Annotated in this window: 11 protein-coding genes; 4 read left to right on the forward strand and 7 right to left on the reverse strand. The window is 46.3% G+C overall.

The annotated features are described in order from the left end of the window. Positions 1-5: 5 nt before the first annotated feature. From ACUN27_RS23770 to ACUN27_RS23780, 3 genes are all read right to left on the reverse strand, one after another. Positions 6-1,676: a pyridoxal phosphate-dependent decarboxylase family protein gene (locus ACUN27_RS23770; protein WP_326061911.1), complete on the reverse strand. Its 1,671-nt coding sequence runs from the start codon at positions 1,674-1,676 to the stop codon at positions 6-8. Positions 1,677-1,987: 311 nt separating this feature from the next. Continuing rightward, positions 1,988-3,790: an ABC transporter ATP-binding protein gene (locus ACUN27_RS23775; RefSeq protein ID WP_445559665.1), complete on the reverse strand. Its 1,803-nt coding sequence runs from the start codon at positions 3,788-3,790 to the stop codon at positions 1,988-1,990. Beyond that, positions 3,777-5,528: an ABC transporter ATP-binding protein gene (locus ACUN27_RS23780; RefSeq protein WP_315949080.1), complete on the reverse strand. Its 1,752-nt coding sequence runs from the start codon at positions 5,526-5,528 to the stop codon at positions 3,777-3,779. The genes ACUN27_RS23775 and ACUN27_RS23780 overlap by 14 nt, the downstream gene beginning before the upstream one ends. 182 nt (positions 5,529-5,710) lie before the next feature. Between ACUN27_RS23780 and ACUN27_RS23785 the strand changes: the two genes are divergently transcribed. Beyond that, positions 5,711-5,914: a YrzA family protein gene (locus ACUN27_RS23785; protein ID WP_127449519.1), complete on the forward strand. Its 204-nt coding sequence runs from the start codon at positions 5,711-5,713 to the stop codon at positions 5,912-5,914. A 53-nt stretch (positions 5,915-5,967) separates the two neighbouring features. Here the strand turns inward: ACUN27_RS23785 and ACUN27_RS23790 are convergent, their stop codons facing one another. Together ACUN27_RS23790 and ACUN27_RS23795 are read right to left on the reverse strand one after the other, a co-directional pair. After that, positions 5,968-6,927 (reverse strand): acetylxylan esterase, encoded by a 960-nt coding sequence (locus ACUN27_RS23790; protein WP_326061912.1) that lies wholly within the window; start codon positions 6,925-6,927, stop codon positions 5,968-5,970. A gap of 18 nt (positions 6,928-6,945) precedes the next feature. Further along, positions 6,946-8,607, reverse strand: a complete 1,662-nt coding sequence (locus tag ACUN27_RS23795; protein ID WP_326061913.1) for a hypothetical protein — start codon at positions 8,605-8,607, stop codon at positions 6,946-6,948. Between the two features lie 243 nt (positions 8,608-8,850). Between ACUN27_RS23795 and ACUN27_RS23800 the strand changes: the two genes are divergently transcribed. The 3 genes from ACUN27_RS23800 to ACUN27_RS23810 are packed head-to-tail and all read left to right on the forward strand — an operon-like array spanning position 8,851 to position 11,426. Continuing rightward, on the forward strand, positions 8,851-9,879 hold the full coding sequence (locus ACUN27_RS23800; RefSeq protein ID WP_418936921.1) for a methionine ABC transporter ATP-binding protein: 1,029 nt from the start codon (positions 8,851-8,853) through the stop codon (positions 9,877-9,879). After that, on the forward strand, positions 9,876-10,538 hold the full coding sequence (locus ACUN27_RS23805; protein WP_326061915.1) for a methionine ABC transporter permease: 663 nt from the start codon (positions 9,876-9,878) through the stop codon (positions 10,536-10,538). Before ACUN27_RS23800 ends, ACUN27_RS23805 begins: the two co-directional genes overlap by 4 nt. A gap of 30 nt (positions 10,539-10,568) precedes the next feature. Further along, positions 10,569-11,426 (forward strand): MetQ/NlpA family ABC transporter substrate-binding protein, encoded by an 858-nt coding sequence (locus tag ACUN27_RS23810; protein ID WP_315949075.1) that lies wholly within the window; start codon positions 10,569-10,571, stop codon positions 11,424-11,426. Positions 11,427-11,471: 45 nt separating this feature from the next. Here the strand turns inward: ACUN27_RS23810 and ald are convergent, their stop codons facing one another. Further along, complete coding sequence (gene ald, locus ACUN27_RS23815) at positions 11,472-12,587, reverse strand: alanine dehydrogenase (protein ID WP_315949074.1); 1,116 nt, start codon at positions 12,585-12,587, stop codon at positions 11,472-11,474. 123 nt (positions 12,588-12,710) lie between these two features. After that, a complete protein-coding gene (locus ACUN27_RS23820; protein WP_326061916.1) occupies positions 12,711-14,378 on the reverse strand; it encodes a PucR family transcriptional regulator in 1,668 nt (555 codons plus the stop codon). Positions 14,379-14,459 lie beyond the last annotated feature (81 nt).

Genomic DNA, 14,459 nt, shown 5'->3' on the forward strand with positions numbered 1-14,459 from the left:
TTCTGTTACCTCCCGTGTATCGTAGATGCTTCGGCATATTTCTCAAAAACTTGTGAGACAAATGTTTTCAAATACTGCACGATTTCCGCTACATGCTGAACCTCCGTATAGGGGGAAATCACGAAAATTTTGGTCGCATATAAAGCTGTAAAACTCCCCTCTTTCGTTGGCACCAGCAAATGCTTTTTGGTGTCGCCGAAAAATATGCGTTCCCGCTGCTTTCCAAGAATTTCAAACAGGATTTCATTAAACTTGTTGTTACGTTCAATCTCACTTAGCGAACAAGCGCCCGAAACCTCTTCCTGAAAACGGGAGCCTCCTTCTGGATAAAGCCGGAATAACGTGATAATACCGGGATTATCCGCATTAACAATAACGGCCTCCGGGATTTCCAAACGCAGCGCCTCACGGAAGGCAAGGTTAACCTCAACGAATTGCGCTAACAGCTGCTGATACCCTTGAATGCCAAATGCAAGAAGAGCGCTGTAGATGCTGATTGAGCTAGCCATGCGAGAGCATTCCAGTGTATATCCTGTATGATACTGGCCATAACCTCGATGTCCGACATATGGCGTTTCGTCCGGATGCAGGTCCATCAACGTTAGATCCGCAGCTTCTTTGACAAGAAAAAGACTTGTCAGATAAGGGGTTTGCCCCAGCTTTTGAAAATCAAAGCAAAGCGAATCCGCCAAATGCAGATGTTTCATCCGGCTATGTATAGCTTGTAAGGCTTGCAATACCTCAGCTTTAAACGCTAGGGGATTAGCTGTGAAATCATAATCTTGGAAGAAAGCAAAAAATCCGCCCAACGCCGAATCCGCATGGATATGTGGTTTTTGCAGCCCAAACTGTGCAGCAACCTTGCCGGCTGTTGCCTGGATCATCTCCAAATCGTCAATCCCCATGGCATCCGTCGTACCTGTTGTCGCAACAATGTAAATCGGGATTCCACCACGGGCGATGACCTCCTCCATCTTAAGCTTCAAGTCATTTACATCCATGGAGCTGTCAGCTTTCGTTCGAACCCGGATTAATTTATCGGTTCCGATTCCTGTCGCCTCGACAGATTTGAATAAGCTGTAATGGGCAGCATCGGAACAAAACGCGTACAAATTGTCTGGAACGCCTTTCTGCAAGGCTTCCGGAGCAAATTTGGCAATCGCTATACGCAGTCCTGAGAATACAGCTCCCTGACCACCCCAGGTTGTGTAGCCACCGCTTTTCATGGCATCATACCCGATTAATTTCGACATCATGGTGATAACTTTTACTTCCGCTTCGGCTCCTGCTGGACCGTACACATCCCATAGATTGTTGCCGTTGACCATGAACGCTGCAAGCATGCCAACAATTCCCGGTATACTAGCCATCGGCAGAATATTGGTTAGAAAATATTTGGTATGATAAGGATGGTTGTGCAGCAGGGCCAATAACTCCGAGTTGACTACCTCCATCGGCATGCTTTCAGAGGGGATCGCGCTATGTTGGATGAGGTTGTTATAAAAGCGGTCTGTGCGGTCTTTTTCGCCTCTGAGGTTGACGCCATCCGGATTTTTCAACACATCGACACCGGTCAAAATTTGTTCAACGAATCGCATAATCATCTGGCGTGATTGCTGGTTGCCATTCTCACTGGGAAACAATTTCTGTACGTTCGGCAATCTTCTCTCTCTCATAATTTCCTCTCCTATCGGATAGAATCGTTTATAGAAAACATACTGAATAACGTCTAGCTGCAGCAAACCTCCTTTCTTTCGACAATAGCCGACAAAATCCTTACATTTTTATACAATAGTATAGTACAGCAAATTGAATATAACAACACAATTTACCAAATATTATACTTATATAGTACTTTTGTTATATAGTTGAATCGTTACCATTTAATAACCATTGGTAGAATAATAGGGTAAAAAAAAGCTTTATCAGCATTCCCATAAGGAACGTGATAAAGCTTTTTATGGCTATCTCATTTTGTGGACTAAAGCTAAGAAATGGATTGCGCCGCGTCTATACTCCCGTGAGAGTGCAAATACAATTGCTCATAGTAACCATGCAGAGCAAGCAATTCAGTATGATTACCTTCTTCTACAATTTGACCTTGGCTCATAACCAGAATGCGATTCGCATGAATAATCGTCGAGATCCGATGGGCAATCACAAGTGTTGTCCTTCCTTCCGCAACAATCTGCAGAGCTGTCTGAATCAGTTGCTCCGTCTGAGAGTCCAAATTCGCCGTAGCTTCATCGAGAATCAATATTTTCGGTTGGAAAACAATGATCCGCGCGAAAGAAATCAGTTGTCTCTCACCCGCAGACAAGCCGCTTCCTCTTTCCGAGATCCGCGTCTCGTATCCATCCTTCAACCTCGTGATCAGACTGTCAGCACCCACCAATTGGCAGGCTTTGATGACATCCTCACGCGCAACGGATTCATCAAACATCCGCACATTATCGAGAATGCTTCCTGCATATAAATAGGGCTCCTGCTGGACCAACCCGACCATGCGATGCAAATTAGCCTGCGCAATATCCCGAATATCCGTGCCATCAATCCGGATGCTTCCTTCCTGCACATCGTAGAAGCGGCAGAGCAAGGAAATAAGCGAACTTTTACCCGCTCCCGTCGCGCCGACAATCCCGATCATTTCGCCAGGTTCTATTCGAAGCTCAAGATCTTCAAGAACGGAGATATCCTTTAAATAACCAAACTTCACATGGTTAAAATGAATCTCGCCCTTCACCTTGGTCAACGGAATCGTTTTCGCGTCCTGCTTGTCATTTACTTCCGGCTGGGTAGCAAAGATGTTCCAGATCCGGTTCATTGACACCGTTGTAGACTGAAGCGTATTCCACTGCTGCGTAATGTTATTAATCGGTTGAAAAAACTGCCGAATATACGTAATAAACGCATAAAGCACACCAAACTCAATCGTTTTATCAAATACAGCCATTCCACCGACCCATGTGATAAAAGCTACGGATAGATTCCCCAAAATATCAAAAGATCGGTTAAACAACACGTTCGTACGGATTTCCCGCAAGTTTGCCTGAAAGTAGCTTGAATTTCGATCTACAAAACGTTTCATTTGTTCATTCTCTTGGTGGAACGCTTGAATGAGATGCATGCCTGATAAATTTTCAGCCACATAGGCTACCATTTGAGACAATCGCGTCCTGGAAAGCTGATACGTTTTGCGCATATATCTGCGAAAGCTGATAGCAATAATCGCGATGATTGGAATGACAATCATACTGTATAACGTTAGCGTTGGATCCAGATGGTACATTAACACGATGATGAAAATCAAGGTCATGCCATCGCGCACCAGACTTAACAAAACTTGCGTGAAGAACTGGTTCAGTGTCTCTGTATCGCTGGATACATGGGTGATTAGACTGCCGCTAGGCGTCTTGTCATAATACGACATCGACTGCTTGAAAATGTGCTGAAACAAATCCTTGCGGATTTTGGCTACAATACTTTGGCCGGCGAATTGCAGCAAGTTGTTCTGCAAGTAACTGAAAAATAATGAGCTTACCGAAAGTCCTACATAGAACAGACAAATCATCAGCAGTCCATGATAATCATTTTTCCCGATCATCAAGTTATCATCGATCGCAATCTTCACGAGATAGGGTTGAAACAAATCGGCAGCGATGCCCATTAAGGCGCACACCAGAACGGCTGCAAATGTCAACCAATGCGGTTTGGCATAAACGGATAAAGCACGGAAGGACGTTTTCACGGCTTTCGGCTCATTGGTGCTGCTCTCTTTACTCCGCGACATCGTGGCTGCCCCCTTCCTGTATCGCATGAAGCTCGGCGTACAAGCCTTCCTGCGCAATAAGTTCTTGATGTGTGCCGCGCTGAACAATTCGACCTTCGTGAAGCACAATGATCTCATCCGTATGCTTTAATGCCGATATCCGGTGAGCAATCCAAATCGTCGTTTTGTTGGAACGTTCTTTACGGATCGTGTCGATGATATGCTTCTCTGTTACAGAATCCACTGCGCTAACGCTGTCATCCAGAATCATGAGCGGCGAGTCCTTGATGATGCCTCTGGCAAGGCTCGTTCGTTGGCGCTGGCCACCTGACAAAGTCACCCCGCGTTCCCCCAGCTTCGTCTCAAACTTCTCGGGAAAGGAGATAATGCTGTTCAGGATTTGCGCATTTTTGGCGGCGCGTTCTACGTGCTCAAGCGGTAATTCCCGTTTGTAAAAAGCGATGTTGTCCCGGATGGTTGTGCTAAACAGAAAGCCCTCTTGAGGCACATAAGCGATTTGATTGCGCAAGCTTTCCAAGGTTACATCCCGAATGTCGGTATCCCCGATCCAAACGGTCCCCTCAGGAGGATCATAAATCCGCAGCATCAGCTTCACCAGCGTGGATTTGCCGCTTCCTGTTTTACCGATAATGCCAATCGATTTACCCGGCTCAATAGTCAGGGAAATATCATGGAGCACTTCATCCTCATCATCGGGATAAGCGAAGGACAAATGCTCAATCCGAATCCCCTCTTGATCGAGGTGAGAGGGTTGTGCCAACTCTGACTCCACAACTTCCGATTTCAAATCAAGCAGCTCATTGATCCGCTCAAGCGATGCTTTGGACCGCTGCATGGCATTAATAACACGTCCGATCTGCTGAAGCGGGTTGACCATCATCCGTATGTATAGCGTTAGTTCAACGAAATTCCCAATCGTAATCCGACCATGAATCGTCAAATAGCCCCCAAATGCAATCGCGATAATAAGCGATATTGCGCCCAGAAACGGAATTAATGCTTCAAATAGGGAAGACAGACGAACCAGTCTCAGTTGGTTGTCGCGAATCCGGTCTACCGTTGCACTGAACCTGCCAATCATGATCGGTTCGACCGCGAACTTTTTCGTAACACGGATGCCGCCAAACTGCTCTTCGGCTGACTCGGTCATTTTGCCTAAAGCCTCTTGAACCTGTAAGGAACGATTTTTGATAATAGGTTGAAATTTCACACTTAGAATCGGGATAAGCAATAAAGGCAAAATACTTACAAGAATTAAATACAACGGAATTGAACTGAAGAGCATGGTTACTACAACAGCAATAATTAAAATCGCCGAGTTCACAATCTGGTTGATTCCCATGGAGATCGATTCCCGGATGACTGTCACATCGTTCATCACATAACTCAGCAGCTTGCCTACGCCATTTTTGGAGTAAAAAGTAGCCCCCAGCTGTGTAAAATGATCAAACAATCGGTTTCTGGCGACGAACTCGAATCGTCTTCCGTTTCGCATAATCAAATACTGTCCAATTGCTGTTAAAACACCGAATGTAATACCAATCATCAGGAGCTGCACGCTGTAGGTCACAATTAAATCTCTACTCAAGCCCCCAACCTTTAGCTGATCCGTAAATGCGCCTAGCTGCTTAGGGTAATACGAATATACAATGTTGCCTACGGAGATTGACAATGCAGCTACGATGTACAACGGCCATTTCAGTTTCAGGAAATCAAATAATAACCTAGTTGACTTCAAAACGACATCACTTCCTAATACTTGTTGTCTGGAATAATAAGTATTCCGAAGGAACATTTGTATCTTGCTAGGCGTCCCCCTACAGTATACGCCTATTCAAAGCCACTTCCTATATCAGATATTGACGTTATAATAGAGAAGTCATCTAATATTCACATATGTTGCCTAGGAGGATTACGGAGATGGATTTTATATTAGACCGAATTGACAATAAAATTGAGTTCTTTCAAGCCTATGACTTGCGAACGCTTGAGAAGCAAATCAACGAACAAGTAGATAATAACAAAGCGCTCTTACTGAGTGTCTATGCCGTTCAACACCACACCACATTCGACCCCAATGCAGGTAAAATGCTCTACAGTGCGGTTGTCCATTTCAAATCGTAATAGACATGAAAAAATGACTTCCCATCCGATCGATGAGAGAGTCATTTTTTGCATTATAAGCCCAGCATGAACTGGAGCGTCTTATCATTAAAGCCGGGAAGACCTTCATGTCCGAAATCCGGATACAGCTCGTAGCTTTTAGGCGATTTGATTTTGTTGTAAGCGGCAAATTGCGTTGAAGGCGGACATACTGTGTCGGCTAACCCAACAGCCATCATGACTTCTCCTTGAATTCGCCCGGCTAGATTTTGAATATCGATGTAGCCTAATTTGGTGAAAACTTCCTCTTCACGTTTATGCTGCGGGTCATGACGGCGGAAAAAGTCCTTCAGCTCCTGATAGGCATCCTTCGCCAAATCCATTTCCCATACGCGCTTATAGTCGCTAAGGAACGGGTAAACCGGCGCCAATCGCTTAATACGCGGCTCCAACGCGGCGCATGCAATCGTCAAAGCTCCGCCTTGGGAGCCTCCCATCGCTCCTACACGCTTTTCATCCACTTCCGGCATACTCATCGCAATACCAGCCAGCTGCGCTGTATCAAGGAAAATATCCCTGAATAATAATTGATCAGGATGATCGTCCAATCCGCGCACGATATGACCTCTGAGCGTAGTTCCTTTCATGCCTCCTGCATCTTCGGACAAGCCGCCTTGCCCACGGCAATCCATGGAGAAAAACGAGTACCCTAAAGCGGCATACTGAACTTTATCCGACCAATCGCCGGAATTACCCGAATAACCATGAAATTGTACGATAGCTGGATGAGGAGTGGATGAGTGCTTAGGGCGAATATATTTGGCATAGATACGTGCGCCCTTCACGCCTGTGAAATAAAGATCGAAGCATTCAGCGAAAGGAACTTGAAACTCGCTAGGACGCATCTCGATTTGTGGATCAACGGCTTTCATTTCGGCAATGGCCCGCTCCCAATAAGCATCGAAATCGGCAGGTCGGGGATTGCGTCCCTCATAAGCGAGCAACTTCTCTAACGGCATATCCACTAATGGCATGATAACTCCTCTTTTCTTTTATTTTAAAGGGGCCTTGTACGCAGCGAAATGAACAGCTTGACCATTAACCCATCTGCCCAGTTCGCGGTCAGGGCCGCTTTTGAAAACAAGTACCTCATCATTCAGCGTTGTGTAAGTCAATACGGCTCCGCCCTCATCGGACTGAGCGTGCTCCGGATGCCTATGTTTCATAGTGCTTGCGAATTGACGTACGCCCTCAATCCCCTTTTTCAGCGCGTCATGTTTGTCGATGCATTCAATCACAACGGCATTTTTGTGGCCGCTGCTCGTAATGATGGAACGGTCGGCAAGCACTTCTCTCTGATACGACTGCTGAATATAGACTGCCATATACGCTTGTCCACAAATGCCGAACAAAGCATGCTCATCTTCCACCCATTCTCCTGCCGGCAAACAGCCAATAATTTGATCTTGCTGGCTTTCGGGAATTTGATAATCAGCAATGACGGTATTCCGGTGAAAAAACACTTCTGAAAATTCGCTCTGATGCCGCAAATCTCCTTCTTTATTTCCAGGAGCTGAATGAAAAAAATAAGCATGATTGACGCCTGTCACAGCATCCAAGGGAAGCGAAACATCCCAGCGATGCTGCTCATTGTCAAACTCGAGCATGCGCTCGTAGATACCGCCTACCGCGAAACTTTCTGTGATATATACATAGCTATGAAGCACATCCTCATCATTAGCTGCTGTTCCCGCCTGCTTGGGAATTTGGAATTTCACTTCAACTGGAGCCTTGCGATGCAAGGCGAGTTCACGAGCATCCGCTGGAGCTTCATACGCAAGGAAACCTGCAAATTCGGTTCGAGGCATTTCCTCAGGGAGCGTAAAATCCCCATACTGCACATAATCATGCAGGACATTCGTATCCCTAGGCATATCATGCGGCCAAATTCTGGAATGAGGTCCTACCCATGCCCCTCTCAAATAATACGTCGAGCGGATACGCCACAAATAATCCAGCATTTGAGCGAGCTGCCCTTTCAGCGCTTGATCCTTCATTAGCTGCCATGCGCACGTAAATGCCTGCACCCAATGCCAGAACCACGGCAGCCCTCCGTACTCGGACATCCCGATTGAGGTAATTCGATCTAGTGTAAGGCGTAAGCTTGCAATACCATCCTCCAACAATTCTTTATCTTCAAAGTGCTGCCCAAAAATGAGTTTGGCAGCCGTGTATTTGGCTTCGTGATGGTTGTAATGCTCAACCTTTTTTCGGTAAAAATTGCTCTTATAAATATGTTGAAGCGTTTCCTCAAATGAGCTGCGTAAAGGCTCGCTAAGCACGGCTGAGTATCGATCATAAAAATAAACCATTAAACTTCCCATCAATTCCACGGGGAGTGTGTTTTTAGAAGCTTCCTGCGGCGTTGGTTTTAAATTTAACGGCCAATGTCCGTAAGTTGGGCTTTGCGCATCCTGATCCTGTAGTTCAAGTAAACGTTGGAGAATGGTTTCCGCTTTGCTTTTTGCCAATTGGCGGTCACCGGTAAATTCCATTTCTTGCTCTTGCGAAGCGGCAAATAAATAAGAAGCATAATAGAAATTATCTCGAACATCTTGAAGAAATAAGAAGCCGCTTTCTAGTATTGGCAGTTGATAGGCCGCTGCGGCTACCTTTGATTTGATTTCGTTTTGTCTTTGTTGCAAATTCGTCAAATTTGTCATCCCCTTGCGTCCTTCATCAAAGATAACGTTTTATTTGTATAATAAAGCGTTATCTTTTTTAGTTGAAACGTTTAACTTAAGTTTATATGCAAACATATGCATCGTCAATGCGTGTTGGAACATTCATTTTTCATATTTTGGCTGTTGCTTCCCTTTACAATTTCTTATAAAATGATCTACCGTTGGTCAAAATATATAGTCATCATTATTTGCTTGGGATAGGAGGTATTCATCCTGATTCATATCGAGAACTTACAAAAAGTGTACGAGGATATACCGGGACGTGTACCGGCCATCCAGCAGATCCATTTACATATCGATCGCGGAGAAATCTTCGGCATCATCGGACACTCCGGCGCCGGGAAAAGTACCTTGCTGCGATGCGTAAATTTACTTGAACGTCCATCTTCGGGCAGCATCACCATCGACGGCGAAGACATGACAAGTTTAAATGCCAAGCAGCTGCAAGTAAAGCGCCGCAAGATCGGCATGATCTTTCAGCATTTCAATCTGCTATCCTCCTCTACGGTTGCCGATAATATCGCTTTCCCGCTGAAACTGGCCGGTATGGGTCAAGCTGAAATAAAAGCACGGATTAAAGAGCTGCTTGAATTGGTGGGTCTGCAGGACCATGCCGGTAAATACCCTAACCAGCTTTCGGGTGGACAGAAACAGCGTGTCGGTATTGCCAGAGCGCTAGCTAACCATCCGGACATTCTGCTCTGCGACGAAGCCACTTCTGCCCTTGATCCGCAGACAACGAATGCCATTCTCGCTCTGCTGCTTGATATTAACCGGAAACTTGGCATTACGATCCTGTTGATTACGCATGAAATGCAGGTTATTCGCGCGATTTGTGACCGCGTTGCTGTCATGGAGAAAGGGTTGATCGTCGAAACCGGGAAAGTACTAGATGTGTTCCTTCAACCTCAGCATCCGGTAACGAAGGATTTTGTTGGACAGGTAGCTGATTTCGCAAGCAGCGTATCTGAAGACGGTATGAACCTGAACAGGGAAAATACGCAAGGAACCGTCATTCGAATTACGTATATCGGGGCTAAGACGTATGAACCGATTCTCTTCGAGACCGTCAAATCGACGAATGTCACCTTCGCTATTTTACAAGGCACCATTTCTTCCATGAAAGGAGTGCCGTACGGCCAACTGGTCGTGCAATTATCCGGTGCACATCAAGAGGAAATCGAGGCTGTTATTGCTAAATTGAAGCAAGAAGGAATGGATGTGGAGGTGATAGCCCCATGAATATGACCTGGGAGATTAACTGGGCTGAGATTGCCAAAGCAACCGGCGATACGCTTGTCATGCTGGGGTGGTCGCTCCTATTCACCATCATCATTGGTTTAGCCCTTGGCATTATTTTATTCCTTACTTCCAAAGGACAGTTGTTGCAAAATATGCCGCTTTATGTGGTGCTCTCCTTGATCGTGAACATCCTGCGCTCCGTGCCCTTCGTTATTCTCATGATCTCGGTGTTTCCGATCACGAAGGCGCTCGTGCACACCACGATCGGCGTTAAAGGCGCGATCCCGCCTCTCGTGATCGCCGCCGCGCCCTTCCTGGCGCGGCTGGTTGAATCCGCGCTGCGCGAGATCGAGAGCGGCGTCATTGAAGCCGCTCAGTCGATGGGCGCAACGCCATGGCAAATCGTCTGGCGCGTGCTGCTGCCGGAAGCGCGCTCGGGCTTGATCTCAGCCGTTACCGTAACGGCTGTTGCGCTGCTCTCCTACTCCGCCATGTCAGGCGTCGTAGGCGGAGGCGGGCTTGGCGATCTTGCGCTCCGTTACGGCTATATGCGGTTCCGTACGGATATTATGATTGTCACTGTCGTTATCCTTGTCGTTTTCGTTCAGCTTTTACAAATGCTTGGGGATCGCATGGTCGCCAAATACAACCGCAAATAAGACATCACGATTATTGGAGGTCATTTTATCATGAAAAAGCTTTCTGTTTCACTTGTTGCTCTATTCTTCATTCTGGCACTTGCCGCATGTGGGCAAAAACCGGCTGAGAACCAAGCTAGCACAGCGCCAGCTGCTTCTGGAGTACCAGCCGCTACGACGCCTGCCAAAGAAGTAACCTTAAAAGTCGGCGCGTCTTCCGTTCCTCACGCTGAAATTTTGAACGGTATCAAAGCAAAAATGAAAGCTCAAGGCGTTAACCTGGAAGTCATCGAATTCAACGATTATGTACAACCGAATGTGCAAGTGTTTGAAAAACAATTGGACGCAAACTTTTTCCAACACCAACCCTACCTTGATCAATACAATGCTGATAAAAAGCAAGATCTTGTAAAAGTCGTAGGCGTGCACATTGAGCCGTTCGGTGCTTACTCTCAAAAAGTGAAATCCGCTGCTGAGTTGAAAGATGGCGCGACTGTCGCTATTCCGAATGACCCGTCCAATGCGGGCCGTGCGCTAGCTTTGATGGAGAAAAACGGTTTGATCAAACTGAAAGATGGCGTTGGCATTAAAGGAACTGTGAAAGACATCGTCGAAAACAGCAAAAAACTTCAAATTAAAGAGCTTGACCCGGCTATGCTGCCGCGTACGATCGGTGAGTTCGATCTGGCTCTGATTAACACGAACTACGCGCTTCAAGCAAACTTGAATCCTACGAAAGATGCGCTGTTCATCGAGGACAAAAACTCCCCTTACGTGAACATTCTCGTTGCTCGTCCGGACAACAAAGATTCCGAAGCTATGCAAAAACTGGCTAAAGAATTGAACTCCGCTGACACGAAAAAGTTCATTGAAGACAAATACAAAGGCGCTATCGTTCCAGCGTTCTAATATAAAAAAACCGTCAGGAAGAACTTCCTGACGGTTTTTTTATACTTATTTTAAAAGAGAAAGAATGTCCGTATATGAGTAGCCATGCGCCTCAGCGACAGCCTTGTAAGTAACGTGCCCCGCTACAACATTAATCCCTTTGGCAATGGCTCTATTGTCCAGTGCAGCTTGCACATACCCTTTGCCGGCAATTTGCAAGCCGTAAGGCGTAGTCACATTCGTCAGCGCCAATGTCGACGTGCGAGCTACGGCACCAGGCATATTCGCCACCGCGTAGTGAATGACGCCATGCTTCTCGTAAGTCGGTTGGTCATGCGTTGTGATGCGATCTATCGTCTCAATGGAACCGCCTTGGTCGATCGCAACGTCCACAATCACGCTGCCGGGACTCATCGTTTTGACCATCTCTTCCGTCACGAGACGTGGTGCGCGAGCGCCAGGAATAAGTACAGCGCCGACGACCAAATCAGCTTGCCGCACGACTTCGGCGATATTATACGGACTAGACATGATCGTTTTCACACGTCCTTGGAAAAGATCATCCAATTGACGCAAACGATCCGGATTCAGATCCACGATCGTAACATCAGCGCCTAATCCAATCGCCATTTTCGCTGCGTTTGCTCCTACGATTCCACCGCCGATGACAGCTACTTTTCCAGGCTCAACACCAGGTACGCCGCCTAGCAGAATCCCTTTGCCGCCGTGCGCTTTCTCCAAGAAATGCGCGCCGATCTGGACGGACATGCGGCCTGCTACTTCGCTCATTGGCGTCAATAATGGTAGACTGCCATTGTCCAACTGAATGGTTTCGTACGCAATTGCGGTTACCTTGTTGCGAGCTAGTGCATGTGTCAATTCAGCCTCAGGTGCAAGGTGAAGATACGTGTATAAAATCAAACCTTCATAGAAGTAGCCATACTCCTCTGGAAGCGGTTCTTTTACTTTGACAACCATTTCAGCTGCCCAAACGTCCGATGCTGCCGCGACAATCGTCGCTCCTGCTTGTACGTAATCTTCATTCGTGAACCCGATACTGTGACCTGCCATGGTTTCTACCAACACTTCATGCCCTGCTTTTGTATAAGAAAGCACGGAGCTAGGCGTCATGCCTACACGAAACTCATTATTTTTTATTTCCTTAGGTACCCCAATAATCATTCTGCATCTACCTCTCCTAGGGACCCACGAAAAAGGATCCGTCTTCACTTGATAGTTCCAAGTATAAGAGGGATCCGTTCTTGTTCCATTAGACAAATTGTCAAAAATCTGTCCGGTTTTTTTTCACAATTTTATTTCAGGATAAAGCAGTTGATACGCCCGGATTCCGACCTGCAGCGCTAACCGTTTCTCAGGAAGCATGTAATCTGCGCCTAGCAGCTCCTCTATTTTCTCCAAACGGTAATAAAGGGATTGCCGAACGATAAAAAGCTGTTGGGCTGCAATTTGCTTAGACCCGTCACTGTCCAGATAAACCTTAAGTGTACGCAGCAGCTCGCTGCCTTTCATTTGATCATAATCGATAATCGGCCCTAAATACGTACGGACAAAGGACTGCAGAATATGCTTATCGGCAATATGAAAGAGCAGTTGAAATACGCCCAGCTCGTCAAAAAACTGCACTTTGCCCTGCAGCGTCGGAGCAAGTGAAATCGCTTGAAGCGCTTCTTGATAGCTTCGGTGGGCTTGCAAGAAGCCACGGTTGCTTTGACCGACTCCGATGGTCAGTTCCATCTCTTCCTCAGCTTTCAAGAACTGAAGCGATTGAAATACCTGCTGTAGCCTTTCTTTGGCCGGCCGTTTGGACGTTTTGTCAAAAGCTACGACGACAAGCCGGTTATTTTTCAAAGTTAATAAAGGATGGAACGTGTGCTGCTCAAATATGGAACGTGCGGCTAATGAAAGGTGAATACCGGCAGATTCTATGCCATCACCGTCATCAAGCATGGATTGATTTTCGATCTGTCTATGTTCAAATTCTATTAATATAACATGATAAGGCAGTTCATTCAGCTGTTTAAAACCTTGGCCAATCAAGACTTTGATCTGTTCCTCGTCACGAATGCGAAGATGGAGCAGATCGTCTACCCATAAGGTTTGCGAGTACAATTTGCGCTCTTCCATATATCGTTTGCGCAATAAATCCTGCGCGATCGACAAAGAGGCGGAGTCCAGAATTAAGTACTCATACTCCTGTGGTTTACGACCTAGAACGAGAATAATATGGGCCCAGGTTTTACCCATTGCGCCAACAGGCTGTACGATCACTGTCTGTCCGTCTAATTCAAAAACAACCGGAGAACCTGTATTACCGGCCGTTGATTCTCGTTCTAGTTGGCTATTCAGAATTTCCAACCATTGCGTTGTCTCACGTCTTCCCATCTGTGGAACAAATTTGGGTTGGCCATCTTGAGGCATATAGATAACTTGGGCTTTTGTACTGCTCTGGAGCAGCCCTAGCACATGGGAAACCCCTTGTGAGGATAATGTCATGCGATGGAACTCTCGTGAAATTTTCTCCAGATCTTGGAGTGCTTTATGATGTTGGTTGATGATGTGCGCATGAATATCTTGCGTAATGTCGATAAAGCGCACCGCTTGAGGGAAAATGATGAGAGGGAGCTGGCAGGTTTCCGCCGCGTCAATCCACGTCTGCGGGATGGCACTCAAATAATGTCCCATCTCTATGCACAGACAGGATACGTTATTATTAATTAGCTGCTCCAAATAGAGCATAAACAGCTTCGTATCGCTCTTGAAGGCGGCCCCCGTAGTCAGGATCATCTCCCCGCCCTGCAGCAGCTCTTCAAACTGAATCACTTCGATGATATGCACCCAGCGCACTAGTCGCTGTAACCCCTCTTGTCCTGCAGCGATATAGGCTTGCTGAAAGAAAGGTCTACCCAGCACTTCTTCTACCGTTAATTGATAATCTTGATTCAAGACTGTCACGCTACTTTCTTCTGGCTCACCAAAGTTATCCACAATTGACTATTAAGGCTATTTGGGGATAAAAGAATTCATGAAGTTTAG

The organism is Paenibacillus sp. WC2504 (genome assembly GCF_052682475.1).

Coding starts and splice junctions, on each gene's coding strand:
- ACUN27_RS23775 (WP_445559665.1), bottom strand. CDS start 3,790: ATGTCGCGGAGTAAAGAGAGCAGCACCAATGAGCCGAAAGCCGTGAAA.
- ACUN27_RS23805 (WP_326061915.1), top strand. CDS start 9,876: ATGAATATGACCTGGGAGATTAACTGGGCTGAGATTGCCAAAGCAACC.
- ACUN27_RS23770 (WP_326061911.1), bottom strand. CDS start 1,676: ATGAGAGAGAGAAGATTGCCGAACGTACAGAAATTGTTTCCCAGTGAG.
- ald (WP_315949074.1), bottom strand. CDS start 12,587: ATGATTATTGGGGTACCTAAGGAAATAAAAAATAATGAGTTTCGTGTA.
- ACUN27_RS23790 (WP_326061912.1), bottom strand. CDS start 6,927: ATGCCATTAGTGGATATGCCGTTAGAGAAGTTGCTCGCTTATGAGGGA.
- ACUN27_RS23785 (WP_127449519.1), top strand. CDS start 5,711: ATGGATTTTATATTAGACCGAATTGACAATAAAATTGAGTTCTTTCAA.
- ACUN27_RS23810 (WP_315949075.1), top strand. CDS start 10,569: ATGAAAAAGCTTTCTGTTTCACTTGTTGCTCTATTCTTCATTCTGGCA.